At 69.6% G+C, this 24,740-nt stretch carries 17 protein-coding genes; 7 read left to right on the forward strand and 10 right to left on the reverse strand.

The genetic code is table 11. The annotated features are described in order from the left end of the window. Nucleotides 1–2: 2 nt before the first annotated feature. Nucleotides 3–533, reverse strand: coding sequence for a LecA/PA-IL family lectin (locus tag AM586_RS01075; protein ID WP_109370402.1), 531 nt, complete (start codon nt 531–533; stop codon nt 3–5). 257 nt (nt 534–790) lie between these two features. Between AM586_RS01075 and AM586_RS01080 the strand changes: the two genes are divergently transcribed. Next, complete coding sequence (locus AM586_RS01080; protein ID WP_060566874.1) at nt 791–3,706, forward strand: response regulator; 2,916 nt, start codon at nt 791–793, stop codon at nt 3,704–3,706. After that, nucleotides 3,706–4,896 (forward strand): ATP-binding protein, encoded by a 1,191-nt coding sequence (locus tag AM586_RS01085; protein WP_052233936.1) that lies wholly within the window; start codon nt 3,706–3,708, stop codon nt 4,894–4,896. Before AM586_RS01080 ends, AM586_RS01085 begins: the two co-directional genes overlap by 1 nt. Before the next feature lie 42 nt (nt 4,897–4,938). Here the strand turns inward: AM586_RS01085 and AM586_RS01090 are convergent, their stop codons facing one another. Genes AM586_RS01090 through ppsA form a run of 4 tightly spaced genes read right to left on the reverse strand, consistent with a single transcriptional unit; the run spans nt 4,939 to nt 10,849 of the window. Next, the gene (locus tag AM586_RS01090; RefSeq protein WP_047824998.1) at nt 4,939–5,859 is read right to left on the reverse strand and encodes a lysylphosphatidylglycerol synthase transmembrane domain-containing protein; all 921 of its coding nucleotides are present in this window, start codon (nt 5,857–5,859) and stop codon (nt 4,939–4,941) included. Beyond that, nucleotides 5,859–7,289, reverse strand: a complete 1,431-nt coding sequence (locus AM586_RS01095; RefSeq protein WP_229411163.1) for a phospholipase D-like domain-containing protein — start codon at nt 7,287–7,289, stop codon at nt 5,859–5,861. Before AM586_RS01095 ends, AM586_RS01090 begins: the two co-directional genes overlap by 1 nt. Continuing rightward, nucleotides 7,286–8,413, reverse strand: coding sequence for a 6-phosphofructokinase (locus tag AM586_RS01100; RefSeq protein WP_047824999.1), 1,128 nt, complete (start codon nt 8,411–8,413; stop codon nt 7,286–7,288). The genes AM586_RS01095 and AM586_RS01100 overlap by 4 nt, the downstream gene beginning before the upstream one ends. A gap of 9 nt (nt 8,414–8,422) precedes the next feature. After that, complete coding sequence (ppsA, locus tag AM586_RS01105; protein WP_047825000.1) at nt 8,423–10,849, reverse strand: phosphoenolpyruvate synthase; 2,427 nt, start codon at nt 10,847–10,849, stop codon at nt 8,423–8,425. A gap of 76 nt (nt 10,850–10,925) precedes the next feature. Between ppsA and AM586_RS01110 the strand changes: the two genes are divergently transcribed. Further along, nucleotides 10,926–12,251, forward strand: coding sequence for a family 1 glycosylhydrolase (locus AM586_RS01110; RefSeq protein WP_109370403.1), 1,326 nt, complete (start codon nt 10,926–10,928; stop codon nt 12,249–12,251). Here the strand turns inward: AM586_RS01110 and AM586_RS01115 are convergent. The 3 genes from AM586_RS01115 to AM586_RS01125 all read right to left on the reverse strand — a co-directional run bounded on the left by AM586_RS01115 (nt 12,198) and on the right by AM586_RS01125 (nt 15,267). Then, on the reverse strand, nt 12,198–13,163 hold the full coding sequence (locus AM586_RS01115) for a DUF1259 domain-containing protein (protein ID WP_047825001.1): 966 nt from the start codon (nt 13,161–13,163) through the stop codon (nt 12,198–12,200). The two genes, AM586_RS01110 and AM586_RS01115, sit on opposite strands and share 54 nt — an antisense overlap. Before the next feature lie 174 nt (nt 13,164–13,337). Further along, nucleotides 13,338–14,177 carry a universal stress protein gene (locus AM586_RS01120; RefSeq protein ID WP_047825002.1) on the reverse strand — a complete coding sequence of 280 codons (840 nt, stop codon included), beginning with the start codon at nt 14,175–14,177 and terminating at the stop codon, nt 13,338–13,340. Nucleotide 14,178: 1 nt separating this feature from the next. Next, nucleotides 14,179–15,267, reverse strand: a complete 1,089-nt coding sequence (locus tag AM586_RS01125) for a diguanylate cyclase (protein ID WP_162600511.1) — start codon at nt 15,265–15,267, stop codon at nt 14,179–14,181. Nucleotides 15,268–15,367: 100 nt separating this feature from the next. Here AM586_RS01125 and AM586_RS01130 point away from each other — a divergent pair, with 100 nt between their 5' ends. Genes AM586_RS01130 through AM586_RS01145 form a run of 4 tightly spaced genes read left to right on the forward strand, consistent with a single transcriptional unit; the run spans nt 15,368 to nt 21,356 of the window. Further along, nucleotides 15,368–16,441 (forward strand): HlyD family efflux transporter periplasmic adaptor subunit, encoded by a 1,074-nt coding sequence (locus AM586_RS01130; RefSeq protein ID WP_197416441.1) that lies wholly within the window; start codon nt 15,368–15,370, stop codon nt 16,439–16,441. Further along, a complete protein-coding gene (rbbA, locus tag AM586_RS01135; protein ID WP_047825349.1) occupies nt 16,438–19,176 on the forward strand; it encodes a ribosome-associated ATPase/putative transporter RbbA in 2,739 nt (912 codons plus the stop codon). Before AM586_RS01130 ends, rbbA begins: the two co-directional genes overlap by 4 nt. Before the next feature lies 1 nt (nt 19,177). Further along, nucleotides 19,178–20,305, forward strand: a complete 1,128-nt coding sequence (locus tag AM586_RS01140; protein WP_047825003.1) for an ABC transporter permease — start codon at nt 19,178–19,180, stop codon at nt 20,303–20,305. A gap of 13 nt (nt 20,306–20,318) precedes the next feature. Further along, on the forward strand, nt 20,319–21,356 hold the full coding sequence (locus AM586_RS01145; protein WP_229411164.1) for a zinc-dependent alcohol dehydrogenase family protein: 1,038 nt from the start codon (nt 20,319–20,321) through the stop codon (nt 21,354–21,356). Here AM586_RS01145 and mgtA read toward each other — a convergent pair. Beyond that, complete coding sequence (gene mgtA / locus AM586_RS01150) at nt 21,324–23,906, reverse strand: magnesium-translocating P-type ATPase (protein WP_229411165.1); 2,583 nt, start codon at nt 23,904–23,906, stop codon at nt 21,324–21,326. The genes AM586_RS01145 and mgtA overlap by 33 nt on opposite strands. Then, nucleotides 23,903–24,736 carry a universal stress protein gene (locus AM586_RS01155; protein ID WP_047825005.1) on the reverse strand — a complete coding sequence of 278 codons (834 nt, stop codon included), beginning with the start codon at nt 24,734–24,736 and terminating at the stop codon, nt 23,903–23,905. Before AM586_RS01155 ends, mgtA begins: the two co-directional genes overlap by 4 nt. Nucleotides 24,737–24,740: the final 4 nt, after the last annotated feature.

Consider the following 24,740-nt stretch of genomic DNA (forward strand, 5'->3'; position numbering starts at 1 on the left):
CCCTACCTCGCATTGCAGGCCTGCGGCTCCAGCCGGATCCGCCTGGGCGCCCATCGGTAGTCCGCCCACTTGAGGATCTGGACATGCATGCTGCCGCGATTATTGTCGAAGGCGCCGGGCTGGTCGTTCATCGACAGGCTCAGTTCTCCGGACGCCGCTGGAATGAAGCAGAGCTGCCTTTCGATGAGAAAGGGGGCGTTCGCGCCGATCCTGCCGATCAGTGCGCCGGTCCGGGAGACCACTTCCGGAACCGTGTTGGGCTCGTCCTTGCCGAATCCTTCCGGCCCATAGAAGGGCGTCATCGCCTGGATGCCCTGGCCACCGTGGGACCAGAGTCCTTCCGCCCCCACGCAAATGAACTGGCCCGGCCCGACGCTCACGCCGCTGCCCTGCCACGCCGCATTCGCCTGGACCGTGCGGCATTGGCTCTCGGCCTTGTTTCCGGGCTCCGCCGCGCCGCTCGCGCCGGCAGCCGTGGCCGCCAGCAGGGTGCACGCCATCGCTGCACGCCTGAATCGGTAGATGGGGTTCATTGGCGAGCCTCCCTGGTTTTGCAGGACGCTCCGATTATGTGCCGGCTTTTCCCATGCCGGTCGGCGGACATCAATGCATGGCGTCGAACTTTTTTGGGATGCAGGACACGGCGCATATGTATTGATGTGTTAAGCTGCGCGCCCACATGACCATAAAAACGGCGCGGTGCGCCATATCCTCGCGACGCCCGGCCTTCAAGGAGCCACTCATGCACAGTACCCAGTGGCCACCGGGAGGCGGCGAATCAGGCGCATTGATGCGGTGCTTCGATTGGGCCGCGACCCCGCTCGGCCCGGTCGGGGAATGGCCGCAGTCCCTGCGTACCCTGGTCGAGCTGGTACTCATCAACCCGGCGCCGAGCGCACTGCTGTGGGGCGAGACGGGCACCCTCATCTATAACGACGGCTATGCGACGATCTGCGGCGGCAAGCACCCGCAGGTATTCGGCGGCTCCGTGCGCGACGCCTGGCCGGAAGCCTGGGACTTCAACGGCAAGATGCTGGCAAACTGCCGCGCCGGTCATCCGCAAGTCTTCCAGAATGCCCATTTCGTTCTCGAACGCGATGGTCTCATGCGTGATTCCTGGTTCGACCTCTATTATGCGCCCGTCGGCGGCGGCGGCGGGGCGTATGAAGGCGTGATGGCGACCGTCGTCGAGATCACCGACCGCGTCCTCGCCGAACAGGCCAACGCGGCGCGGGCCACCGAGTTGCGCAAGCTGAACACGGAACTCGACACGCAGCGGGCACGCCTGGAAATCGCCAACCGCCGGCTTGCCGGCGACATGGCCTTCCTGAACAATCTGTTCCAGAGTTCACCCAGCTTCTTTGCGGTGCTGATCGGGCCGGACCACCGTTTCGAACTGACCAACGCGGCTTACGACGAGCTGATCCAGAAGAGCGACGTGCATGGCAAGCCGGTGCGGGAGGTGCTGCCCGAGATTGCCGAACAGGGATTCCTCGACCTGCTCGACCGCGTGTACCATAGCGGCGAACCCTTCCACGGACAGAACGTCGAAGTGATGCTGGCCCCTGCCGGCTCGAGCGTCACCGAGCGCCGTATCCTCGACTTCATGTACCAGCCCCTGAAGAATGCCGACGGGCTCACCTATGGCATCCTGGTCGAAGGCATCGACGTCACCGCCCGCGCGCTCGCCGAGGAGCGCTTGCGTGTGGCGCAGGAAGCCGGCGGGGTCGGCACTTTCGAATGGTATCCGCTGCGCAAGGAGCTGGTCGTGTCGGACGCCTACCGGAGCCTGTGGGGCATCGCGCCCGGCGTGCCGGTGACCGATGAGCTGCTGCTGGGCCTGCTCGACGCTTCCTATATGTCGCACAGCGGCGTTCACCGCTATGGACGGGTCCAGAATCCGCTCGAATACACGGAATTTCCGATACGGCGCGCCGATACGGGCGAACGCCGCTGGCTCGCCCGCCGGGGCCAGCCTGTCGACACCCAGCGGCAGGCAGAGCCGCGCTATCTCGGCGTTGCGTTCGACATCACCGACCGCAAGGCGGCCGAGCAGGCCTTGCGCGAGCTGAATGAATCGCTCGAACGCACCGTCAGCAACGAGGTCGCCGAACGCCTCAAGGCCGAAGGCGCCTTGCGCCATGCGCAGAAGATGGAAGCGGTGGGACAACTGGCCAGCGGGATCGCCCACGATTTCAACAATGTCCTGCAAGTCATCTCGAGCAACCTCCAGCTTGTCGAGCGCGATTTCGCCGGCTCGGCGCGGCAGCTCGAGCGGGTGTCGCAGGCGCTGGCGGCGGTGTCGCGCGGCTCCCGCCTGTCGCTGCAGCTGCTGGCTTTCGGGCGCAAGCAGAGCCTGCAGCCTGCGGTGACGCACCTGGGCCGCCTGCTCGAGGACATCCGGCCGCTTCTCCAGCGTGCGCTGGGCGACGGGATTGTCATGTCCATCGAGTCCGACGCGGAACTGTGGAGCGCGTTTGTCGATCGTAACCAGTTCGAGAACGCCGTCCTGAATATCGCGATCAACGGACGCGACGCCATGAAAGGCAAGGGACGGCTGCGCATCGCCGCGGGCAACCGGGTCGCGCCCGACGGCGGCGAGCGGGTCGTGCTGTCCCTGGCGGACAATGGTTGCGGCATGCCGCCCGAGGTGCTGGCCAAGGTGTTCGATCCCTTCTACACGACCAAGGAAGCGGGCAAGGGCACTGGACTGGGGATGAGCATGGTCTACGGTTTCGTCAAGCAGAGCGGCGGGCATATCAGGATCGACAGTACGGTCGGCGCGGGCACCACGATCGCGATCGAATTGCCGCGCATGGCGGGCGAACACGAAATCCACGGCGCGACGGTCGACTCGCCGGTCGAGCGCGGGCAGGAGACGATCCTCCTTGTCGAGGACGATCCTTCGATCCGCACGGTGGCCGTCGACATGCTGGCCGGACTGGGCTACCGCATGCTGACCGCCGCCGACGGCGAACAGGCCCTGGATATCCTGAAGAGCGGGGCCGCGATCGATCTCATGTTCAGCGATATCCTGATGCCCGGCCCGGTGTCCGCGGCGGAACTGGTGCGCCAGGCCGCCGGCCTGGCCCCGGACATGGCGATCCTACTGACGTCCGGGCATGCCGTCGACAGCGCGCTGCTCGACGACGGCATGCCCAGCGATCTCGCTCTGCTGCCGAAGCCCTACGCGCTGGCCCAACTGGCGCATGCGATCCGCGCGAGCCTGGGGCCGCGCCTTGCGGGCCGCGTGCAGCCGCCGCAGGCGGCGCCGGCGGACGGCGGGGACGAAGGCGGGGCGCTGCGCTTTCTCGTCGTCGAAGACGACCCCGAGTCACGCGCCCTCGCGTGCGAGATGATCGAGGCGCTCGGCTGCGAGGCGCAGGGGGTGGCGTCGGCCGAACAGGCGCTGACCGTGATGGCGTACACCACGGTCGACGTGCTGTTCACCGATTTGCATCTGCCCGGCATGCCCGGCGATGAACTGGCCGCGCAGGCCTGCCTGCTCAGGCCGTCCGTGCAGGTGGTCTTCGCATCGGGCGAAGGGATGGTCGACCTCGATGCGGCGGCGTGTCCCGCCATGCTGCTGCCCAAGCCCTACGACCTGCTGCAGCTCCAGCAAACGATCGGCATGCTCGAGCGCGCGCGACACCAGGCCGGCGCGAAGACCGTGCCCGATACAGACTTGTTCTCACAAATTCAGTAATGCATAACAACGACAACAGCGTCCGCATCCTTCTGGTCGATGACGAACCCATGAGCGCCGATATGCTGAAGGGCATGTTCGCCGGGGCTCCCGAGGTTGCCATCTGTTTCACCAGCGAGCCCGGCGCCGTGCTCGAGACCGCATACGCATTCGCGCCAAGCGTCATGCTGGTCGACCTGCGCATGCCCACCATCGACGGTCTCGAGCTGATCCGGATGCTGCGCAGCGACCCGCGCACGGCGGTCATTCCACTGCTGATGCTGTCGACCGAGGTCGATCCGCGGATCAAGGCGGCCGGATTCGAGGCCGGCGCCGCCGACTACCTGGTCAAATGGCCGGATCGCGTCGAGCTGACGGCGCGGATCCGCGCGCACTCGAACGCCTGTCGCCTGGCCCAGGAGCGCGACCGCGCCGCTGCGGCGCTGGCCGACAGCCGCAACGAGCTGCTGCGCCGTACCGAGCAGCTGGCGCTGGCGCAAGCGGCCCTGCATGAAGCGCAGAAGCTGGAAGCCATCGGCCAGCTGACCAGCGTGGTCGCGCATGACGTCAACAACATCCTGCATATCATTAACGGCCACCTGCAGCTGATGCGCATCGAGCACAAGGACGAGCGCGCGCTCCGGCGGATCGATATCGCGACCGAAGGCGTCAGGCGCGGCACGCAGCTGACCGCGCAGCTGCTGGCGATGGCGCGCGGCAAACCCGTGGCCGGCGAACGGATCGACCTCGCGGCCTTCCTGCGCGGGATCGAGGCGACCGTGTTCAATCCTCCAGGCTTGCCGGCGTGCCGCGTGCTCCTGGCCGACGGGGCGCACGAGGCCGTGCTCGATCCGGTGGAACTGCAGAAGGTGCTGGTCGAACTCGTGGACAACGCGCGCGAAGCCACCAGCGATGGAAGTCCGGTCACCATCGCACTGGACAGTGAAGCTGGCGGCAGCCGGACCGGGCTCCTGCCTCCCGGCGGCCAGGTCCGGATCTGCGTGTCGGACCAGGGCCGCGGGATGGCGCCGGAAGAACAGCGGCGCGCGTTCGAGCCCTTCTTCAGCACGAAGACCGGTGTCCAGGGAGCCGGGCTGGGATTGAGCCTGGCGGCCGGATTCGTCCGCAAGCACAAGGGCCAGATCGATCTCGAGACGGAAGCCGGCCGCGGCACCCGCGTCAGCCTGCGCTTCCCGCGCTGCGCCGACTGAAGCGGTCACGCATCCGGCGCGGGCCGGCCGGCCCTTGATCGATCAGCGCTGCATCTCGCGCCTGATCAGCCAGAGGCCGGGCAGCATCGGCAGCCAGGTGGTCGTGCCGCGCAACAGCAGCGTCGCCGTCAGGCCGGCTTCGAGACCGATGCCGGCGCCGTGCAGCATCGCGACGCAGCTCGCCTCGAAGGTGCCGAGGCCCAGCGGAACCGGGCTCACCGACATGACCGCCGACGCCACCACGAAACTCGAAAACACCGGGGCGAAGGCCGGATCCAGCCCCAGTGCGCGCAAGCTCGTCCAGAGAGTGGCCGCGTCCAGCAGGATCACGCCGGCGTGCAGCGCCATCATCTGCACGAAGGCGAGGGGTTGGAGCGAGAGCCGGCGCGCGGCCGCCTGCAAGATGCCTGAGCGTACAGGCAAGCGTGGATGGCGGCGCTTGACATACCAGAGCGCAAGCGGCACGGCGGTTTGCAGCATGATGAAGACGACGCCGGGCGCGAGCAGCCAGCGATAGACCGCGCCGTGCAGCTCCAGCACGAGCAGGGCGAGCGCCGCCAGCGACGCGTAGGCCGCGAAATAGCTGGCGAGATCGGCCAGGACGCAGGACATCGCCGGTACCGGAGGAACGCCGCGCCGCCGCAAGGCGCTCAGGAAGAAGGCATTGCCGCTGAGCCCGGCGCTCGGGATGGCCTGGTCGGAAAACAGCTTGGCGACACTGAGCGGCAGCAGCCGCCGGATCGCGAAGGGATAGCCGAGGCGCCGCATGACCAGCTTCCAGGCCAGCGATTCGCAGAGGTAGGTGGCGGTTTGCAGCGCCAGGCACAGCGCCAGCCAGCGCGGTTCGAGCCGCCGCGCCAGCACGATGAACTGCTCGATCTCGCCCATCTGGGCCACGACGCCGAGCAGGGCCGAGAACATCAGCACGCCGAGCAGCCAGGAAGCGAGGATGGAACGGGGCATCACAATTGGAAGCCGATGACCCGCACCAGGCCTTCGCCGAGGTCGCGCAGCCAGGACGGTTCGCGCGCCCGGTATGGCGCGGACCGCGCCGCGCGTCCCAGCACCCAGCCGGCAAGCCAGTCGATCTCCGCCCGGCCATAGAAGGCCACCATCATCTCGAAGTTCAGGAACAGGCTGCGACCGTCCAGGTTGGTCGAACCGCAGAGCGCCACCGCATCGTCGACGATCACGGCCTTGGCGTGGATCATGCGTGGAAACAGGCGGATCTCCGCGCCGGCGGCGCACAGGTCGCGCAAGGCGCGGGCGCGTCCCCAGTCGGCAAGCCGGTGATTCGACCTGGCGGGCAGGAGCAGCGTGAGGCGCACCCCGCGCTCGCAGGCGATGCGCCAGGCCATCAGCAGCGCGTCGTCCGGAATGAAGTAGGGCGAGACCGCGACGATGCGCCGGCGCGCATGGAAGGCGCTCGCCAGCAGGAGCGCATAGACATTGTCGTCGGCATGGTCCGGGCCGCTGCTGACGATCTGCGCAAGGTGGGTGTCCGCTGCGGGCGCCGGCGTGTCGCTTGCGAACGGTGGGCCGCCGGCCGCGAGCCAGTCGCGCCGGAAAAGCAGCTCGGCGTCGCCGGCCAGCGGGCCGCGGATGTCGAAACTGAGGTCTTCCCACGGCGCGCCGGCGGCCTCCTGCGTGAAGTATTCCTGGGCGAAATTGCGGCCGCCGCTCCAAAGCGCGCTGCTGTCGCATACCACCAGTTTGCGGTGATAGCGCAGGTTGAGCCGCGTCGCCGGATGCCTGCGCAAGGAGGCGACCCAGCGCACCGCAATGCCTGCCGTCCGCATCCTGCGCAACTGCCCCCGCCCGCAGCGCAACCTGGCCAGGGCGTCGAGCAGGACGCAAACGCCGACCCCGGCCTCGGCGCGCCGTACCAGCGCTGCCACCAGGTCGTCGCCGAAGTCGTCCGCGCCGAGGATGAAGGTCGACAGCAGGATGCGGCGTTCGGCGGCGTCGATCATGGACAACAGGGCGCGCCGCGCTTCCAGGCCGTCGACGTGGAAGCGTACCGCCCGGTTGCAGGTGGGCGGCGGCAAGCCGAGGGCGGCAAGCAGGGCGCAGGCCCACGGCGGGTCGCCGCCTGCGAGCGCGGGCGTGGCCGTGCCGGGCTGGCGCCGCGGCCGTACCAGTTTGCTGGCGCCGAACAGCAGGAACAGCGGAATGCCCAGGTAGGGCAGGAAGGCGATCGTGAGGACCCAGGCGAAGGCAGCCGATGGATGGTGGCGCTGGCGCCGGAGGCGGGTGGCGACCACATACAGCAGCAGGCCAGCGAGCACGACGGTGGCATGGACCAGTGCCGGCAATGCGAAGGGGTAGCTGTCGAGCTGGCCGCCCGCCGGTGTCCGGAGCAGGACCGCGGACTGCGCGGCCTGCATGCTCATGCGGCCGGTCCCGGGCGGTCGCCCAGGCAGATGCCGAGCTCGCGCGCGGTGCGGACCGTGTCGCCGCCGACCGGCACGCGCCTGGTGCGGCCGGCCACTTCCGCCAGCGGCACGGCGCCGATGTCCTGTCCGTCCAGCGTCACCATCACGCCGGCCTGGCCGCGCGCCAGCGCCCGCACCGCAGCGGCGCCGAAGCGCGACGCCACGATGCGGTCGAAAGCGGACGGGCTGCCGCCGCGCAGCAGGTGGCCCAGCACCACGCTGCGGCATTCCTTGCCGGTCAGCTCCGCCAGCCGGGCTTCGACCCAGGCGCCGATTCCGCCCAGGCGCTCGGCGCGGCCGGCGCCGGCGGCTTCCAGCACTTCGCGCCGCCCACCGAGCGGCAGCGCGCCTTCGGCCACGACCACGATCGAATGGCGCCAGCCGAGGGCGTCGCGGGCGTGGACGGCGTCCGCCACGGCGCGCGTCTCGAACGGGATCTCCGGCAGCAGGATCGCATGGGCGCCCCCGGCCATGCCGGCATGCAGCGCGATCCAGCCTGCGTAGCGGCCCATTACCTCGACCACCAGCACCCGGTGCTGGCTGTCGGCGGTGGTGTGCAGGCGGTCGATGCATTCGGTCGCGAAACCGACCGCCGAGTCGAAGCCGAAGGTCTGGAGCGTGCGGTCGAGATCGTTGTCGATGGTCTTCGGCACGCCGACCACGCGCAACCCCTTGCGGTGCAGGCACTCGGCGATCGTCATCGAGCCGTCACCGCCGATCACCACCAGGGCGTCGAAACCGCGCTGCCTGCACAGGCCGACCAATTCGTCGCTGCGGTCCTGTTCCGCCAGGCTGCCGTCGGCGCGCGGGGCCGGATAACGCAGCGGATCGCCGCGGTTCGTGCTGCCGAGGATGGTCCCACCGAGGTGGCCGATCCCGTGCACCGATGCCGCCGACAGGGGCACGACCGGCTCGCCCTGGCAGCGCGCGGGCGCGAGCAGGCCGTTGAAGCCGTCCCGGATGCCATGGCAGTCCCAGCCCAGCCGCCCGGCGGCCAGCACCACCGCGCGGACCACGGCATTCAGGCCGGGAGCGTCGCCGCCGCCGGTGACGATGGCGATCCGCTGGATGGGCGTGTCCATGGCCCGTCTTCAGGACTGGCGCGGCGCGATCCCGAGCGTGCGCTCGACCTCGACCAGGTTGCGCACCGTCGCCACCACCGAATCGGGGTTCAGGCTGATCGAGTCGATGCCCTGTTCGACCAGGTAGCGCGCCACTTCGGGATAGTCCGAGGGCGCCTGGCCGCAGATGCCGACGTGGCGCCCGTTGCGCTTCGCGCCGGCGATGGCCTGGCGCAGCATCTCCAGCACGCCCGGATCGCGCTCGTCGAAGTCGAAGGCGACGATGTCGGAGTCGCGGTCCACGCCCAGCACCAGCTGGGTCAGGTCGTTCGAGCCGATCGAGAAACCGTCGAACAGGCGCGCGAAGGCGTCGATCTGGATCACGTTGTTGGGAATCTCGCACATGACGAAGATCTCGAGCCCGTCCTTGCCGCGTTCGAGTCCGTGCTGCGCCATCGCGCGCAGCACATCCTCGGCTTCCGTGACGCGCCGGCAGAACGGAATCATCAGGCGCAGGTTCGACAGGCCCATGTCCTCGCGCACCCGCTTCATCGCCCGGCATTCGAGGGCGAATCCTTCCGCATAGGCGGGGTGCGAGTAGCGCGCGGCGCCGCGAAAGCCCAGCATCGGATTGGCCTCGTCCGGTTCGAAGCCGGCGCCGCCCAGCAGGCTGGCGTATTCGTTGGTCTTGAAATCGGACATGCGCACGATCACGGGCTTCGGCCAGAACGCCGCGGCGATGGTGCCGACGCCCTCGGACAGCTCGCGCACGAAGTAGTCCGCCGGCGACGGCGCGCCGCGGGTGATGCGCCCGATCTCGGCGGCTACCGCGGCATCCGCCACCTTTTCCGGATGCGCGAGCGCCATCGGATGGATGCGGATGTGCTCGGCGATGATGAATTCCATGCGCGCCAGGCCGACGCCGTCGTTCGGCAGGAAGGAGGTCCGGAAGGCGGTGTCCGGATTGCCGATATTCACCATCAGGCGGGTGCGCGGCATCGGCAGCGCGGCCAGGTCGGTGGTGGTCTTCTGAAACGGGATCCGGCCGGCGTACACGTGGCCGGCTTCGCCCTCGGCGCAGGACACGGTCACCTCGTCGCCGGTGCGGATCGCCGTGGTGGCGTCGCCGCAGCCGACCAGCGCCGGCACCCCGATCTCCCGGGCCACGATCGCGGCGTGGCAGGTGCGGCCGCCACGGTCGGTCACCACGCCGGCGGCGGTCTTCATCACGGTGCCCCAGTCGGGCATGGTGGTCTGCGCCACCAGGATCTCGCCGGGCTCGAACTGGCCGAGCTGGCCGACCTCGGCGATCACCCGCGCCTTGCCGGATGCGACCTTGCCGCCGACCGCGCGTCCGCTGGCCAGCACCTGTCCCTTGCCTTCCAGCCGGTACTCGTCGATCCGGGTGCCCGTCCTGCGCGAGGCGACCGTCTCCGGCCGCGCCTGCACCATGTAGAGCTTGCCGTCGACGCCGTCGCGGGCCCATTCGATGTCCATCGGGACCGGATGGCCGGCGCGGGCGGAGTAGTGGTCCTCGATCCGCATCGCGGCCCCGGCCAGTTCGAGCACCGCGTCGTCGTCCAGGCAGAACAGGGCGCGCTCGTCCGGCGAAGTGGGAATGTTCCGGGTGCTGGCGGCGCTGCCGGCCGCCGCGTACACCATCCGCACCTGCTTGGCGCCCAGGCTGCGCCGCAGCACGGCGCGCCTGCCTTCGCGCAGCGTGGGCTTGAACACGTAGAATTCGTCCGGATCGACCGTGCCCTGCACCACGTTCTCGCCCAGCCCGTAGGCGCCGGTCACGAAGACGACGTCGCGGAAGCCGGTCTCGGTGTCGAGGGTGAAGATCACGCCGGAGCAGGCCAGGTCGGCGCGGACCATCTTCATCACGCCGACCGACAGCCAGACCTTGAAATGGTCGAAACCGTTCTCGATGCGGTAGACGAGCGCGCGGTCCGTGAACAGGCTGGCGAAGCAGCGGCGGACACTGTCGAGCAGGGCCGCCTCGCCGGCGACGTTGAGGTAGCTCTCGTGCTGGCCGGCGAAGCTGGCGGTAGGCAGGTCCTCCGCGGTGGCGGAACTGCGTACGGCGACGGTCAGGTCGGCGCCGTATTCCTCGCGCAGGCGCCGCCACGCCTGCAGGATGCCATCCTCGAGCCCGGGCGGCAGCGGCGCGCGGTACACGATGTCGCGCGCGGCCGCGGCGCGGCGCGCCAGGTCATGCACGTCCGCCGGATCGAGTCCGTCGAGCACCGCATGCAGGCGCTCCCACGCCCCGGCATGGTCGAGTGTCGCCTTGTAGGCCGCGGCGGTGACCGCAAACCCGTTCGGCACGCGCAGGCCGTGACCGCCCAGCTCGCGGAACATCTCGCCCAGCGAGGCGTTCTTGCCGCCCACCTTTGGCACATCGCCGATGCCCAGTTCCGAGAACCAGAGGATGAATTCGCGTTGCGCATCCATGGCCTGTCCTTCCCGTTGTAGCGTGCCCATTCATGGTAAGACTGGTGTTAGTATAAGTCAAACACCAACACAAACCATGAGTAATCAATCGCGCATCCAAGCCTGCCATCCGCCGTCGCCGCAGACGCTGGTGCGCTCGTTCTCGTTTTGTACCGGCATCGAGAACAGTGCGCCCATCATTGCCGGGCCGGACGGCCAGCCCTGCCGGATCGACCAGATGACGGCCTCGGGACACCGCCGGCGCTGGCGCGAGGATTTTCGCCTGGTGCACGAGCTCGGCATACGTTGCCTGCGGTTCGGTCCGCCTTATTACGCCACCCACATGGGCCCCGGCCTGTATGACTGGACCTTTGCCGACGAGACCCTGACCGAGCTTTCCAGGCTCGACATCACGCCGATCGTGGACCTGTGCCATTTCGGTTTGCCGGACTGGCTCGGTAATTTCCAGAACCCGGATTTTCCACGCTATTTCGCGGAATACGCGGAGGCCTTTGCGCGCCGCTACCCATGGGTCTGGATGTACACGCCGGTGAACGAAATGCTCGTCACCGCCGAGTATTCCGCGCTGCGCGGCTACTGGAACGAACGGCTGAGCAGCGACCGCGCCTTCGTCAATGCCCTCGGCAATGTGGTGGAGGCGAACATCCGCGCCAGCGAGGCGATCTGCCGGGTCTGCAGCCCATGGTTCGTGCAGAGCGAAGCGACGCGCTACTATCATCCCTCCAATCCGGATGCGGTGGCCTCGGCCGATTACCTGAACGAGCGCCGCTTCCTTCCGCTCGACCTGAACTATGGCCACATGCCGTCCGCGCAGATGCTCGACTACCTGTTCGCAAACGGCATGTCGCGCGCGCGGCTGGATTATTTCATGCAGCGCAGCATCTGGCCGTCCTGCGTCATGGGTACGGACTACTACGAGGAAAGCGAACTGGTGGTGTTCCCGGACGGCACGACCCGGGGTTCCAACGTGCTGGGGTATTACGGCCTGACCCGGCAGTACCACGACCGTTACCGCTTGCCGATCATGCACACGGAAACCAACCAGGTCGAGAAGCGGAATGCGGTTTTCTGGCTGGAGCGGCAATGGGCCAACGTGCTGCGCCTGCGCCAGGAGGGCTATCCGATCATCGGCTTCACCTGGTACAGCCTGACCGACCAGGTGGACTGGGATATCGACCTGCGCGAACTGCGCGGCCATGTCGTGGAAAACGGGCTGTTCGACATGGGCCGGCAGATCCGCCGTGCGGGCGAAGAGTATCGCCGCATCATCCGTGACTGGAGCGACGTCCTGGCAGGCGGTCTCCAGCCCGAATGCGGGCCGGAGACCTTGCCGCCCCAGATCGCGGCTTCAGGAAAGGAGACGGGTATTCGTCTGCTGCAGCACCCGGCGGATCACCCGTGAAAAATAGTAGGGATTGCCCGCCGCGAGCAGGTGCGAGAAAAAGAGTTGCGGCGTTTCCGCGGTCTCCTGGTTGTACAGGCAATGGATATCGAATCCTTCCCTGCGCATCTGCCGCATGACAATGGCGACTTCCTGCGGCAGCAGGGCGAATTTCGGCGCCACGGCGGTCCTGCCGTCCGCAAGGGGCTCGAAGTGCACCTCGTGCGACACACCCAGCCGCGGATCGATGGCTACGCCGCCCAGGGTCAGTTGTTCCCGGCGCAGGATGGACACCGACACCACCCCGTCCTCGTGGATCCTGGCCTCGCCGCCGAGGAGCCTGCCGAGCCGCGGCGCATCGAGCGTCGTGCTCGGGTTCAAGGGCGCGCTCTGCGGGAGCGGCGTACCGGTGGCGCGGACCACGTAATCGAGGCCGCGCGCCATGCCGTAGGAACTGCCGGTGCCGCGCAGGTGGACGAACCAGATCTGCGGGTCGAGGTCGAAAAAGTGCTGATGAAAAGCCTGGAACACCAGGCCGACGGACAGGATCCGGTCGATGACGGCATTGATTTCCTCGGCCGGCAGCGCGAGGTCGCCGTTGAGGATGGCGCGCCCCGGTCCGATCGACTGGAAGTAGAAGTCGTTATGAAGCGCAAAGGCCGGCTTGAACGGAATATCCGCCGGTCCGGCTACATCGTTCAGGTCCTTGCGCAGTTGAGAAACGTGCAGCACGCTCCCGCTCACATGGCCGCTTGCGCGTAGTATCCGCTGGATATCCTGGACCGGCAGGCTGCCCGTCGTGGGAGGCGGCATGACCGGGCCGGCCTGGCCGAACGCGCTGCCGGGGGTATTGGCAAGCACGGCGGCCATGACGGCCCCGCCGGCGGTCAGCGTCCTGCGCCGCCCGAAGTCTGGTTCGCGATCAGTGTTCATGGTCTGGTTTTCCTTCTTGTTACGCGGTTGAAGCTTCCGGCCGGGCGCGCGCCGTCCGGGCGCATGCCGGCCAGGCCTTTCGCCTCCCGTCTGAAGGGAACGCGGAAAGGCCATTCTGGTCAGCCCATGATGTGTATTTCTGCGCTGTCGCAATGGTGTTTCTGGAACCCGATCTCAGTGGGCCATCAGCACAGGCAGGGTCAGGCGGTTCAGGATGGTGCGGCTGACCCCGCCGAGCAGCAGTTCGCGGAAGCGCGAATGACCGTAGCAGCCCAGGACCAGCAACCCGGCGCCGCTGTCGGCCGCCAGCGACAGCAGGGTCTCGCCGGCATCGCCGGCCGAGGGCTGCTGGCGCAGCTGGACGCGTACTCCATGTCGCGCGAGAAACTCCGTAATGCCGCGCCCGGCTTCGGGGTCGGGGATCCGTCCGCCGCCTTCGCCGTGGACGATGGCGACCTGTACCTCGCTGGCCTGCCGCAGGAATGGCAGGGACTGTCGCACCGCGCGCGCCGCTTCCGGGCTCGCATTCCAGGCCACCATGACCCGCTCGAAAGACGGCTCCAGCGTTCCGCTCCACGGCAGCACCATCACGGGGCAGGGCGCGTTCATCGCGACGTATTCGGGAACCGCCGCCTCGCTGCCGTGGTCCGCGTTGGCGGGATCGCGCTGGCTCAGCAGCACCAGGTCCGCATACATCGCCTGGGTGGCGAGGGCGTTGCCGGGATCCTCGCTGCCGACCCGGTGTTCGAAGGAAACGACGCCGGCGCGCCGCACCTGCTCATCGAACAGTGTGGCGCGCAGCTCGGCTTCCTGCTGCAGCTGCTCGAACAGCGGCGTCAGGCCGCCCAGGTCGACGCCCGGCACGGCCGACTGGCGGATGAAGCGGTCGATGCCGGTCTGGGCCACCCCGACCAGGTGGGCCTGCTGTGCGACGGCGAGCCGGGCGGCGAAGGCGATGCGCTCGGCGGTCCTGCCCGGAGGGTCGATGTCGACGAGAATGGTGCGGTAGTCCATGTCAGTCTCCTTGCTGGGTTGAAATCACATCGGGAACCGGTGCGAGCACCGTACGGTTGCGTCCTGCCTGCTTGGCCGCGTACATGGCAAGGTCTGCCGCACGCAGCAATTCGGGCCAGTCGGCATGCTGCCGGCCGAGGACGGCGACACCGATGCTGACCGTGAAGTGCAGCGGTCCCGCATCGGTCGCCAGGCACAGCCGGGCAATGTTCGTCCGGATGCGCTCGGCGCAGGCGACGGCGTCTTCGGTGCCCGCCTCGGGCATCACGCAGACGAATTCCTCGCCGCCGATGCGGCCGATGTAATCGGTCGAGCGCAGCATTTCCCGGCAGGCGCCGACCAGCGCGGACAAGGCGAGGTCGCCGGTGGCGTGGCCATGGCGGTCGTTGATCTGCTTGAAGTTGTCGATGTCGAGCATGGCGACCGCCAGTCGCCGGCCATGGCGGCGCGCCAGGGCGACGTCGTGCGTGGCCAGTTCGGTCACGTAGCCGCGCGCCAGCGCGCCGCTGAGGCTGTCGTGCCGGACGGCATGCAGCACGGCCTGCTCGGCGACCCAGGCGCGCCGGCGCAAGCGCAGGTTGGCCCGCGCCACGCCCAGCGCCAGCACCCACGACACGCCCAGCAGCAGGACGGTATTCAGGAACAGCATCGCCGGCAGGGTGAGGGCGGCCGCGAGTACCAGCAGCGCCGACGGCGCCAGCGCCGCCAGCATGAAACGCCATGGCCGCGGTTCGATCAGCGCCAGCACGAACATCGCGCCGGTGACGCCCGGCAGCGCCAGCATCAGTCCTTGCGACAGGAGCGCGGCGCAGGCCACCATTGCCCCGGCCTGGGTCGCGTACAGCCAGGCGCAGCGCCACCCTGCGCTCCAGCGCAGGCGGCCCTGGCGATAGGCGAGCATGCCCAGCAGGGCCATGACAACGCGGATGCGCAGCGTAAGGGCGGCCTGGGCCGGATCGATCCAGTAGTCCCATGCAGCGAACAGCAGCAGGAAGACGCCGAACACCGGACCCAGCACCGGCAGCAGTTGTGCGAGGCTGCGGTCGAGCTCATCGTCGAAGCCGTCGTTCGCCGGAAAGCCGCCGTGCATGTCGCCTCCCATAGCGATCTGACTGTTATGATCTGGGTCAGGTTCATTCGCGCGCGGCGCAGGCCGCTGCGCAGTCGAAGCCAATATACGTCGGAAAGCCATGGACAGGATCATGCTACGCCGTTTTGGTGTCCCGCTGCTGGTTTTCCTGGGCGGCCTGGCCGGGGCGTATGCGTGGCGTAGCCGCCACAGTGGCGACCCCGCCGAGGGCTTTGTCAGCGGCAACGGCCGGATCGAGGCGATCGAGATCGACATCGCCACCCGACAGCCGGGGCGGATCGCCGACATCCTCGTCGACGAGGGTGACCTGGTCCGGGCCGGCCAGGTGGTCGCGCGCATGGACCTGCAGTCGCTGCAGGCCGAGCGTACCGAGGCGGCGGCGCGCGAGCAGCAGGCGCGCGACGCCGTTGCCGGCGCCCAGGCCCAGCTGGCCATGCGCACCAGCGACGAGGCCGCGGCCGCGGCCCTCGTGGTGCAGCGCGAGAGCGAGCTGGACGCCGCCCGGCGCCGGCTGGCGCGTTCGACGACGCTGGCGGCCGCCGGCGCCGCCGCCGCGCAGGAGCTGGACGACGACCGGGCGCGCGTACGCAGTATCGAGGCGGCGGTCGAGGCCGCCCGGGCGCAGCGGAAAGCGGCCCGCGCTTCGGTCGACGCCGCCCAGGCCCAGCTGGTCGGTGCGCGCTCCGCCGTCGCCGCCGCCGTCGCGACCACCGCCCGCATCGACGCCGACCTGCGCGACGGCGTGCTGAAGGCGCCGCGCGCCGGACGCATCGAGTACCGCGTCGCCCAGCCGGGCGAAGTCCTCGCGGCCGGCGGCAAGGTCTTGAACCTGATCGACCTGACCGATGTCTACATGACGTTTTTCGTCCCCGAAGCCGCCGCCGGCCGCGTCGCCCTCGGCGCCGAGGTGCGCCTGCGCCTGGACGCCGCGCCCGGCTTCGTGGTGCCGGCCCGGGTCAGCTATGTCGCCAGCGCAGCCCAGTTCACGCCGAAATCGGTCGAAACCGCCAGCGAGCGCGAGAAGCTGATGTTCCGCGTCAAGGCCCAGGTCGACCGCAAGGTGCTCGAACGTTATGCCAGCCATGTGAAAGCGGGTGTGCCGGGCGTGGCCTGGATACGGCTGGATCCGCGCCGGCCGTGGCCGCCGGCGCTCGCCTTGCGGAGCGCGCCATGAAGCGGGAGACCGGATTCGCGGCCAGGGTGTCCGGCTTGAGCCTGCGCTACCGAAAGGTGATGGCGCTGGACGGGGTCGACTTCGAGTTGCCGGCCGGCAGCCTCACCGGCCTGATCGGGCCGGACGGGGTCGGCAAGTCCAGCCTGCTGGCGGTGCTGGCCGGCGCCCGCCGCATCCAGCAGGGAAGCGTGGAGGTGCTTGGCGGCGACATGCGGCGGGCGGCCTTCCGTGCGCAGGTATGCCCGCGCATCGCCTACATGCCGCAGGGTCTCGGCAGGAACCTGTACGCCACCCTGTCGGTGGACGAGAACCTGCAGTTCTTCGGCCGCCTGTTCGGCCAGGACGCGGCGACGCGGCGCGCGCGCATCGATCTGCTGGCCCGCAGCACCGGCCTCTACGCCTTCCTCGACCGTCCGGCCGGGCAGCTGTCGGGCGGCATGAAGCAGAAGCTCGGCCTGTGCTGCGCCCTGATCCATGAGCCCGACCTGCTCATCCTCGACGAACCCACCACCGGGATCGATCCGCTCGCGCGGGTCCAGTTCTGGGACCTGATCGCCACGATACGAGGCGCGCGGCCGGGCCTGAGCGTGCTGGCGGCCACCGCCTACATGGACGAGGCCAGCCGCTTCGACCGGCTGGTGGCGCTCGACGCCGGCCGGGTGCTGGCGGCCGGCACGCCCCAGGGTTTGATGGCCCGGACCGGCGCCGCCAGCCTCGAGCAGGCCTTCGTCGGCCTGCTGCCGGCGGCGAAGCGGGCGGGCTACCGGCCGCCGCGCCCCACGCCCCTGGCGCGCGCCGCGGACGGCGAGGCCGCGGTCGAGGCCACGGGGCTGTCGCGCCGCTTCGGCGATTTCGTCGCCGTACAGGACGTCAGCTTCCGGATCGCGCGCGGCGAGATCTTCGGCTTCATCGGCTCCAACGGCTGCGGCAAGACCACCACCATGAAGATGCTCACCGGGCTGCTGGCCCCCAGCGGCGGCGAAGCGCGCCTGTTCGGCCGGCCGCTGCGGCGGCAGGACGCCTCCACCCGCCGCCGGGTCGGCTACATGTCGCAGGGCTTCTCGCTCTACCAGGAGCTGAGCGTGCGCCAGAACCTGCTGCTGCATGCGCGCCTGTTCGACTTGCCCGAAGATCGCGCCCGGCAGCGCTGCGCGGCGATGACGCGGCGTTTCGGCCTCGACGCCGTGCTCGACATGCTGCCGGGCCGGCTGCCGCTCGGGATACGACAGCGTCTGTCGCTGGCGGTGGCGATGGTGCACGAGCCCGAACTGCTGATCCTGGACGAGCCCACCTCCGGGGTCGACCCGATCGCACGGGATGGATTCTGGGAGCAGATGCTGCTGCTCTCGCGGCAGGACGGGGTAACGATCTTCATCTCGACGCACTTCATGAACGAGGCGGAGCGCTGCGACCGGGTCGCCCTGATGCATGCGGGACGCGTGCTGGCCTGCGGCACGCCCGAGGCGCTGCGCGCGCACCGCGGCGCGCCGGACCTCGAACAGGCTTTCATCGGCTGGCTGCGCGACGCCGACCCGGGCGCCGCCGGACCGGCGCCGGCCATGCCGAGGGAAGCCCGGCGCGCGCCTGCAGGTGGCGCGGCCGCCGGCTGGCTGCGGCGCGCCGGCAGCTATGCCTGGCGCGAGTCGCTGGAACTATGGCGCGACCCGGTGCGCGCGATCCTTGCCATGTTCGGCTCGCTGCTCCTGATGATCGTGATCGGCTACGGCATCAGCATGGATGTCGAGAACCTGCGCTACGCCGTGCTGGACCGCGACCAGACCACGCTCAGCCGCGACTATGTGCTGAACCTGTCCGGCTCGCGTTATTTCACGGAGCGCGCACCGCTCGCCAGCTACGAGGAGCTGGACCGGCGCATGCGCTCGGGCGAGCTGGCGCTGGCGATCGAAATTCCGCCGGGCTTCGCGCGCGCGGTCGGGCATGGACGCCCGGCACGGGTCGGGGCCTGGATCGACGGCGCCAATCCGGTGCGCGCCGAGACCGTCGACAGCTATGTCCAGGGCATGCACCGGCAGTGGCTGCACAGTCGGCCGGACATCGCGCCGGCGCCGGCACAGGCCGCGCCGGACAGGCTGGTGGACGTCGAAACCCGCTTCCGCTACAACCCGGACGTGCGCAGCCTGCCGGCGATGGTGCCGGCCATCATCGCCATCCTGCTGCTCAACCTGCCGGCCATGCAGGCCGCGCTGGCGGTCGTGCGCGAAAAGGAGATGGGGTCGATCGTCAACCTGTACGTGACGCCGGTGCGGCGCAGCGAATTCCTGCTCGGCAAGCAGGCGCCCTACGTGGTGCTGGCGATGGCGAACGCCTTCGTCATGACCCTGCTGGCGGCGACGGCGCTCGGCGTGCCCCTCAAGGGCAGCGTGGCGGCGCTGGCCGTCGCGGCTTTCCTCTACTGCGTCTGCTCGACAGGGATGGGCCTGCTGGCTTCCAGTTTCACCCGCAGCCAGATCGGCGCCATCTTCTTTACCATGATCGGCACGATGCTGCCCGCCATCCAGTTTTCGGGCCTGATCCATCCCGTGACGGCGCTGCAGGGGGCGGGGCGGGTGGTCGGCGAAGCCTACCCGGCCTCGCACATGCTGACGATCGCACGTGGCGTGTTCGGCAAGGCGCTCGGCTTTGCCGGACTGGCGCCCGATTTCCTGGCCCTGCTGGCGGCGGTGCCGGTGATCCTGGGGCTGGCGATCGCGGCCCTGCCGAAGCAGGAGCGCTGACATGGCGACCCTGTCCCTGCGCAAGGTGTGGCGGCTCGGGATCAAGGAGCTGTGGAGCCTGTTGCGCGATCCGGTGATGCTGGGCCTGATCGTGTGGGCTTTCAGCGCCGGGGTCTGGATGGCCGCCACCGCCCAGCCGGACACCTTGAGCCGCGCCGCCCTGGCGATCGTCGACGAGGACCGCTCGCAGCTGGCGCTGCGCATCCGCGAAGCCTTCGCGCCGCCGCAGTTCGTCACGCCGGAGCTGATTTCGCTGGACCAGATGGACGCCCGCCTGGACCGCGGGCGCGCGACCTTCGTGCTGGTGATCCCGGCCGGCTTCCAGCGCCGTGTGCTGGCCGGACGCACGGCCGCGCTGCAGCTCAACGTGGACGCGACCCGCATGAGCCAGGCGTTTACCGGCAGCGGCTACGTGCAGCAGATCGTGCTCGGCGAAGTGGCGGCCTTCCTGCAGGGCGTGCGCGCGGAGCCGCCGCCCGCGGTGGAACTGTCGGTGCGGGCGCGCTTCAATCCGGCGCTCACGCCGTCCTGGTTCGGCGGCGTGATGGAGATGGTCAACAACATCACCATGCTGTCGGTGGTCCTCACCGGCGCCGCCCTGATCCGCGAGCGCGAGCACGGCACCGTCGAGCACCTGCTGGTGATGCCGGTGTCGCCGCTCGAGATCATGCTGGCCAAGCTGTGGGCGATGGCGGCGGTGGTGCTGCTGGCGGCGCTGCTGGCCCTGCTGCTGGTCCTGCGCACGCTGCTGCATGTCGGGATCCAGGGCTCGCTGGCGCTGTTCATGGCGGGCGCGGCGCTGCACCTGTTCGCCACGGCCTCGCTCGGGATCCTGATGGCGACCGTGGCGCGCAGCATGCCGCAGTTCGGGCTGCTGGTGATCCTGGTGCTGCTGCCGCTGGAGATGCTGTCCGGGGCGAACACGCCGCGCGAAAGCATCCCCTACCTGCTGCGCGAACTCATGCTGCTGGCGCCGACCACCCATTTCGTCGAGTTGAGCCAGGCGATCCTGTTCCGCGGCGCCGGCATCGACGTCGTGTGGCGGCCCTTCCTGGCCCTGCTCGGCATCGGCGCGGTGCTGTTCGGCCTGTCGCTGGCGCGCTTCGGCAGGGCGATGCGGCAAGACTGATCGAGGAGGCAATATGGAAACTACGATGACCGCAATGGTGCTGGATGCGCCCGGCCGCCCGCTGCGCAAGGCGGCGCTGCCGCTGCCCGCGCCGCAGGGCCATGAAATCCTGATCCGCGTGCGCGCCTGCGGCGTGTGCCGCACCGACCTGCACATCGTCGACGGCGAGCTGGCGCCGCACCTGCTGCCGCTGGTGCCGGGCCACGAGATCGTCGGCGAGGTGGCGGGCGCCGGGCCGCTGGCGCAGCGTTTCCGCGCCGGCCAGCGGGTGGGCGTACCCTGGCTCGGCTGGACCTGCAATGCCTGTCCTTGGTGCGTGGGCGGCCGCGAAAACCTGTGCGAGCACGCGCGCTTCACGGGCTACGACCGCCACGGCGGCTTTGCCGAGTACACGCTGGCCGACGAGCGCTACTGCTTCGCGCTGCCGGACGCCTACGACGACGTGCACGCGGCGCCGCTGCTGTGCGCCGGCCTGATCGGCTATCGCGCCTATGCGATGACGGGCCCGGCGCGCCGGCTCGGCCTGTACGGCTTCGGCGCCGCAGCCCACCTGATCGCGCAGCTGGCGCTGCGCCAGGGACGGGACGTGCTCGCGTTCACGCGCCCGGGCGACACCCGCTCGCAAGCCTTCGCGCGCGCGCTCGGCGCCGGCTGGGCCGGCCCGTCGGACGCGGCGCCCTCGAGCCCGCTGGACGCCGCCATCCTGTTCGCGCCGGCCGGCGAACTGGTGCCCCAGGCGCTGGCGGCCACCGCCAAGGGCGGGACCGTGGTCTGCGCCGGCATCCACATGAGCGACATTCCTGCCTTTCCCTACCGGCTGCTGTGGGGAGAACGCTGCGTGCGCTCGGTGGCGAACCTGACGCGCGCCGACGGCGATCGGTTCTTCCACGAGGTCGATCACGGCGAGGTGCGCACGACGGTCGTGCGCTATGCCCTGGAAGACGCGAATGCGGCGCTGGACGACCTCAGGGCCGGGCGGATCGACGGCGCCGCCGTGCTGGTGCCGCCGGGCGCACGCTCAGCCGATCCCGAAGCGCCGCACCAGCCATGATTTCACCAGCTGCGTGAGGACAGCGTAGGCGGCCAGGATGGCGCCCAGTCCCCACCAGTAGGCCGGCGGCAGGGGCGTGAAGCCGAGCGTCCGCGCGAGTGGCGACCAGGGCAGCCACAGGCCGGCGCCGCACACCAGCAGGCTGGCCGCCAGCAGCGGCACCGACGGGCGGTTGGCCAGCGTCGGCAGGGCGCTGGTACGGATCACGTAGACGATCAGGGTCTGCGACAGCAGCGACTCGACGAACCAGCCGGTCTGGAACATGGCGGGGAGCCGCGCCGTGTCCACCACGAACCAGAGCAGGGCGAAGGTGGCGTAGTCGAACAGGGAGCTGATCGGTCCGAAGCACAGGACGTAGCGGCGCAGGCTGGCGACCTCCCAGCGCCGGGGCCGGGCCAGGTAGCCGGGGTCGACCCGGTCGGTGGTCAGCGCCGTCTGCGAACAGTCGTACAGCAGGTTGTTCAGCAGCACCTGGACCGGCGCCATCGGCAGGAAGGGCAGCATCACGCTGGCGCCGAGGACGCTGAACATATTGCCGAAGTTCGAGCTGGCGCTCATGCGGATGTATTTGACGATATTCCCGAACACGGTGCGGCCGGCGATGACGCCATCGGCCACCGCCACCAGGCTCTTCTGCAGGAGGATCAGGTCGGCCGACTCCTTGGCGATGTCGGCCCCGGTGTCGACCGAGATGCCGACGTCCGCCGCCTTCAGGGCCGGGCCGTCGTTGACGCCGTCGCCGAGGAAGCCGACCACCCGACCCTCGCGCTGCAGGCAGCGGATGACCCGGGTCTTCTGCTCGGGCGCGAGCCGGGCGAACACGCTGGCGCGCAAGGCCCGGGCGCCCAGTTCGGCGTCGTCCAGCGCGTCGACCTGGGCGCCGTCCATGACCAGGCGCGCATCGATGCCGACCAGGCCGCAGACATGGCTGCAGACCGCGGCATTGTCGCCGCTGAGCACCTTGACAGCCACGCCGCGCTGCCCCAGGGCCGCGATGGCGGCCGTCGCCGAGTCTTTGGGCGGATCGAAGAAGGCGATGTAGCCCACCAGGGTCAGGCCGCGTTCCAGCGCCGGATCGGTGAGGGCGGTGTCGGATGGCGCCAGCAGGCGGTAGGCGATCGCGATGACGCGCAGGCCGTCCGCGTTCAGGCGCTGGACCACGTTCCCCAGCATGTCGGCATGGCCCGGCGCGATGGCCAGCGGCCGGCCGTCCTGTTCGGCGTTGGCGCAGACGCTCATGATTTCCTCGACCGCGCCCTTGCAGATCAGGATGCGCTCGCCGTCCAGCCGCTGCAGCACCACCGACATGCGCCGGCGCCGGAAGTCGAAGGGGATCTCGCCGATCTTGCGCCAGCCCTCGACGGCGTTCAGGCGCGCGTGGACGTGGGCATATTGCAGGACCGCGGTGTCGAGCAGGTTCCGCAGCCCGGTCTGGTGGTAACTGTTCAGGTAGGCATAGTCGACCACGAGTTCCGAGGCCTTGCCGACAATGTCGAGATGCTGTTCCAGCACCACGCGGTCCTGCGTCAGGGTGCCGGTCTTGTCGGTGCACAGAACGTCGATCGCGCCCAGGGTCTGGACCGCGCCGAGCCGCTTGACGATTACTTGCCGCTCGGCCAGCACCAGCGCGCCGCGCGCCAGGTTGACGGTGACGATCATCGGCAGCATCTCCGGCGCCAGGCCGACCGCGACTGCGGTCGCAAACAGCAGCGCTTCGTGCCAGTCGCCCTTGCTGGCCCAGTTCAGGAACAGGACCAGCGGCGCCATCACCAGCATGATGCGCAGCAGCAGCGCGATGACCCGGTCGATGCCGCGGTCGAAGTCGGTGCGTTCGCGCGCTTCGGCCAGGGCGGCCGCCACCCGGCCGAAGCTGGTGGCGGCGCCGGTGAAGAGCACCAGGGCGCGCGCGCTCCCGCTGGTCACGTGCGACCCCATGAAGCCGATGTTGCCGAGCCCGTCCTCCGGTTCGCCCGCGGCGACGGGGCGGTCGTGCTTCTCGACCGGCAGCGACTCCCCGGTCAGGGAGGACTGGTCGACGAACAGGTCGACGGCCTCGAGAAAACGCACCTCGGCCGGAATCGGGTCGCCGGCGGCCAGCAGCACGATGTCGCCCGGCACCAGCTCATCCAGGGGGAGCTCGGCGGCGGCGGCGGCGCCCGCTTCCGCGCCGTCGCGCCGGAGTACGCGGACCGTCGTGCGCACCATCGCGCGCAGCTTCTGCACGGCGCGGTCCGAGCGGTACTCCTGCACGAAGCCGAGCAGGGACGAGAGGACGACGATGACCACGATCACGGCGGCGCTGACGCCTTGCCCGGTGGCAAGGTCGAGCGCCGACAGTCCCAGCAGCAGGAGCGGAAGCGGACGGGCGAACTGCGCCAGGAAGGCCAGCCCGGGGGCGCGCCGCCGCCCGGCTGCCACGGCGTTCGGCCCGTGGCGCGCCAGGCGGGCGCGGGCCTCGGCGCTGGAAAGGCCGCCGGGTGCCGTCTCCAGCTGCCGCATGAGTGCATCGCCGTCCAGCCCGGCGAGCGATGCGAGTTCGGCGGTATTCAATGCGCCATCAACACGGGAATACCGGATTCCGCCAGCACCGTGCGGCTCGCGCCGCCCATGCACAGCTCGCGGAAGCGGCTGTGGCCGTAGCAGCCCATGACCAGCATGCCGCAATCCAGCTCGTCGGCGAGCGCCAGCAGTTCGCGGCCGGTGTCCCGGCGCGGCGCCCGCACCAGCATGCGCACCGGCACGCGGTGGCGCTCCAGGAAATGGCGCAGTTCGGGCTGCTGGGCGCGGAACTCTTCCTCGCGGCCGTCCAGCCCGGCAAGCGAGACCAGGATCACGCCCGCCGAGCGGCGCAGCACCGGAATCGCGCCGCGCAGGGCGGACGAGGCCTCCTTGCTGCCGTCCCAGGCCACCAGGACCTTGCGGCCGTGCGACGGCGCCGCGGCCGCGCGCGGGACCAGCAGCACCGGGCGCGCGCAGTTCAGGATCAGGTATTCCGGCAGGTGGACCGCCATGTCCGTCATCGATTCCTCGGGATCGTCCTGGCTGATGACGACCAGGTCCGCAAAGCGGGCGTGCCGGGCCAGCCCGTCGTCGGCCTGGTCGCAGACGAAGCGGGTTTCGTACTTGAGCCCGGCCTTCGCGGCGAGGGTCTCGAACGCGGACAGGGCGCGCCGGGCATTGTCGGCCAGCGGCTGGAAATAGCTGGCGCAGAGCGAGCCTGGCGCGGCCTCGTAGCCGCGCGGGAAGACGGCGCGCGACACGCCGAGCATCGCGGCGCCGACCAGGTGGGCGCCGTGGGCGTGCGCCAGCGCGGCGGCGCACTGCATGCGCGCCGGCGCGTGGGCCGACAGGTCGACGTGGACGAGGATGGTCTTCAACATGCTG

It is taken from the genome of Massilia sp. WG5, assembly GCF_001412595.2.
GTDB lineage: Bacteria > Pseudomonadota > Gammaproteobacteria > Burkholderiales > Burkholderiaceae_D > Telluria.

What these genes read in the sequence shown, in the direction of transcription:
- AM586_RS01115 (WP_047825001.1), bottom strand. Translation starts at nt 13,163, where the DNA reads ATGAACACTGATCGCGAACCAGACTTCGGGCGGCGCAGGACGCTGACC.
- AM586_RS01120 (WP_047825002.1), bottom strand. Translation starts at nt 14,177, where the DNA reads ATGGACTACCGCACCATTCTCGTCGACATCGACCCTCCGGGCAGGACC.
- AM586_RS01100 (WP_047824999.1), bottom strand. Translation starts at nt 8,413, where the DNA reads ATGGACACGCCCATCCAGCGGATCGCCATCGTCACCGGCGGCGGCGAC.
- AM586_RS01145 (WP_229411164.1), top strand. Translation starts at nt 20,319, where the DNA reads ATGGAAACTACGATGACCGCAATGGTGCTGGATGCGCCCGGCCGCCCG.
- AM586_RS01155 (WP_047825005.1), bottom strand. Translation starts at nt 24,736, where the DNA reads ATGTTGAAGACCATCCTCGTCCACGTCGACCTGTCGGCCCACGCGCCG.
- rbbA (WP_047825349.1), top strand. Translation starts at nt 16,438, where the DNA reads ATGAAGCGGGAGACCGGATTCGCGGCCAGGGTGTCCGGCTTGAGCCTG.
- AM586_RS01130 (WP_197416441.1), top strand. Translation starts at nt 15,368, where the DNA reads ATGGACAGGATCATGCTACGCCGTTTTGGTGTCCCGCTGCTGGTTTTC.
- AM586_RS01140 (WP_047825003.1), top strand. Translation starts at nt 19,178, where the DNA reads ATGGCGACCCTGTCCCTGCGCAAGGTGTGGCGGCTCGGGATCAAGGAG.
- ppsA (WP_047825000.1), bottom strand. Translation starts at nt 10,849, where the DNA reads ATGGATGCGCAACGCGAATTCATCCTCTGGTTCTCGGAACTGGGCATC.
- AM586_RS01085 (WP_052233936.1), top strand. Translation starts at nt 3,706, where the DNA reads ATGCATAACAACGACAACAGCGTCCGCATCCTTCTGGTCGATGACGAA.
- AM586_RS01090 (WP_047824998.1), bottom strand. Translation starts at nt 5,859, where the DNA reads ATGCCCCGTTCCATCCTCGCTTCCTGGCTGCTCGGCGTGCTGATGTTC.
- AM586_RS01075 (WP_109370402.1), bottom strand. Translation starts at nt 533, where the DNA reads ATGAACCCCATCTACCGATTCAGGCGTGCAGCGATGGCGTGCACCCTG.
- AM586_RS01110 (WP_109370403.1), top strand. Translation starts at nt 10,926, where the DNA reads ATGAGTAATCAATCGCGCATCCAAGCCTGCCATCCGCCGTCGCCGCAG.
- AM586_RS01095 (WP_229411163.1), bottom strand. Translation starts at nt 7,289, where the DNA reads ATGAGCATGCAGGCCGCGCAGTCCGCGGTCCTGCTCCGGACACCGGCG.
- AM586_RS01080 (WP_060566874.1), top strand. Translation starts at nt 791, where the DNA reads ATGCGGTGCTTCGATTGGGCCGCGACCCCGCTCGGCCCGGTCGGGGAA.
- AM586_RS01125 (WP_162600511.1), bottom strand. Translation starts at nt 15,267, where the DNA reads ATGCACGGCGGCTTTCCGGCGAACGACGGCTTCGACGATGAGCTCGAC.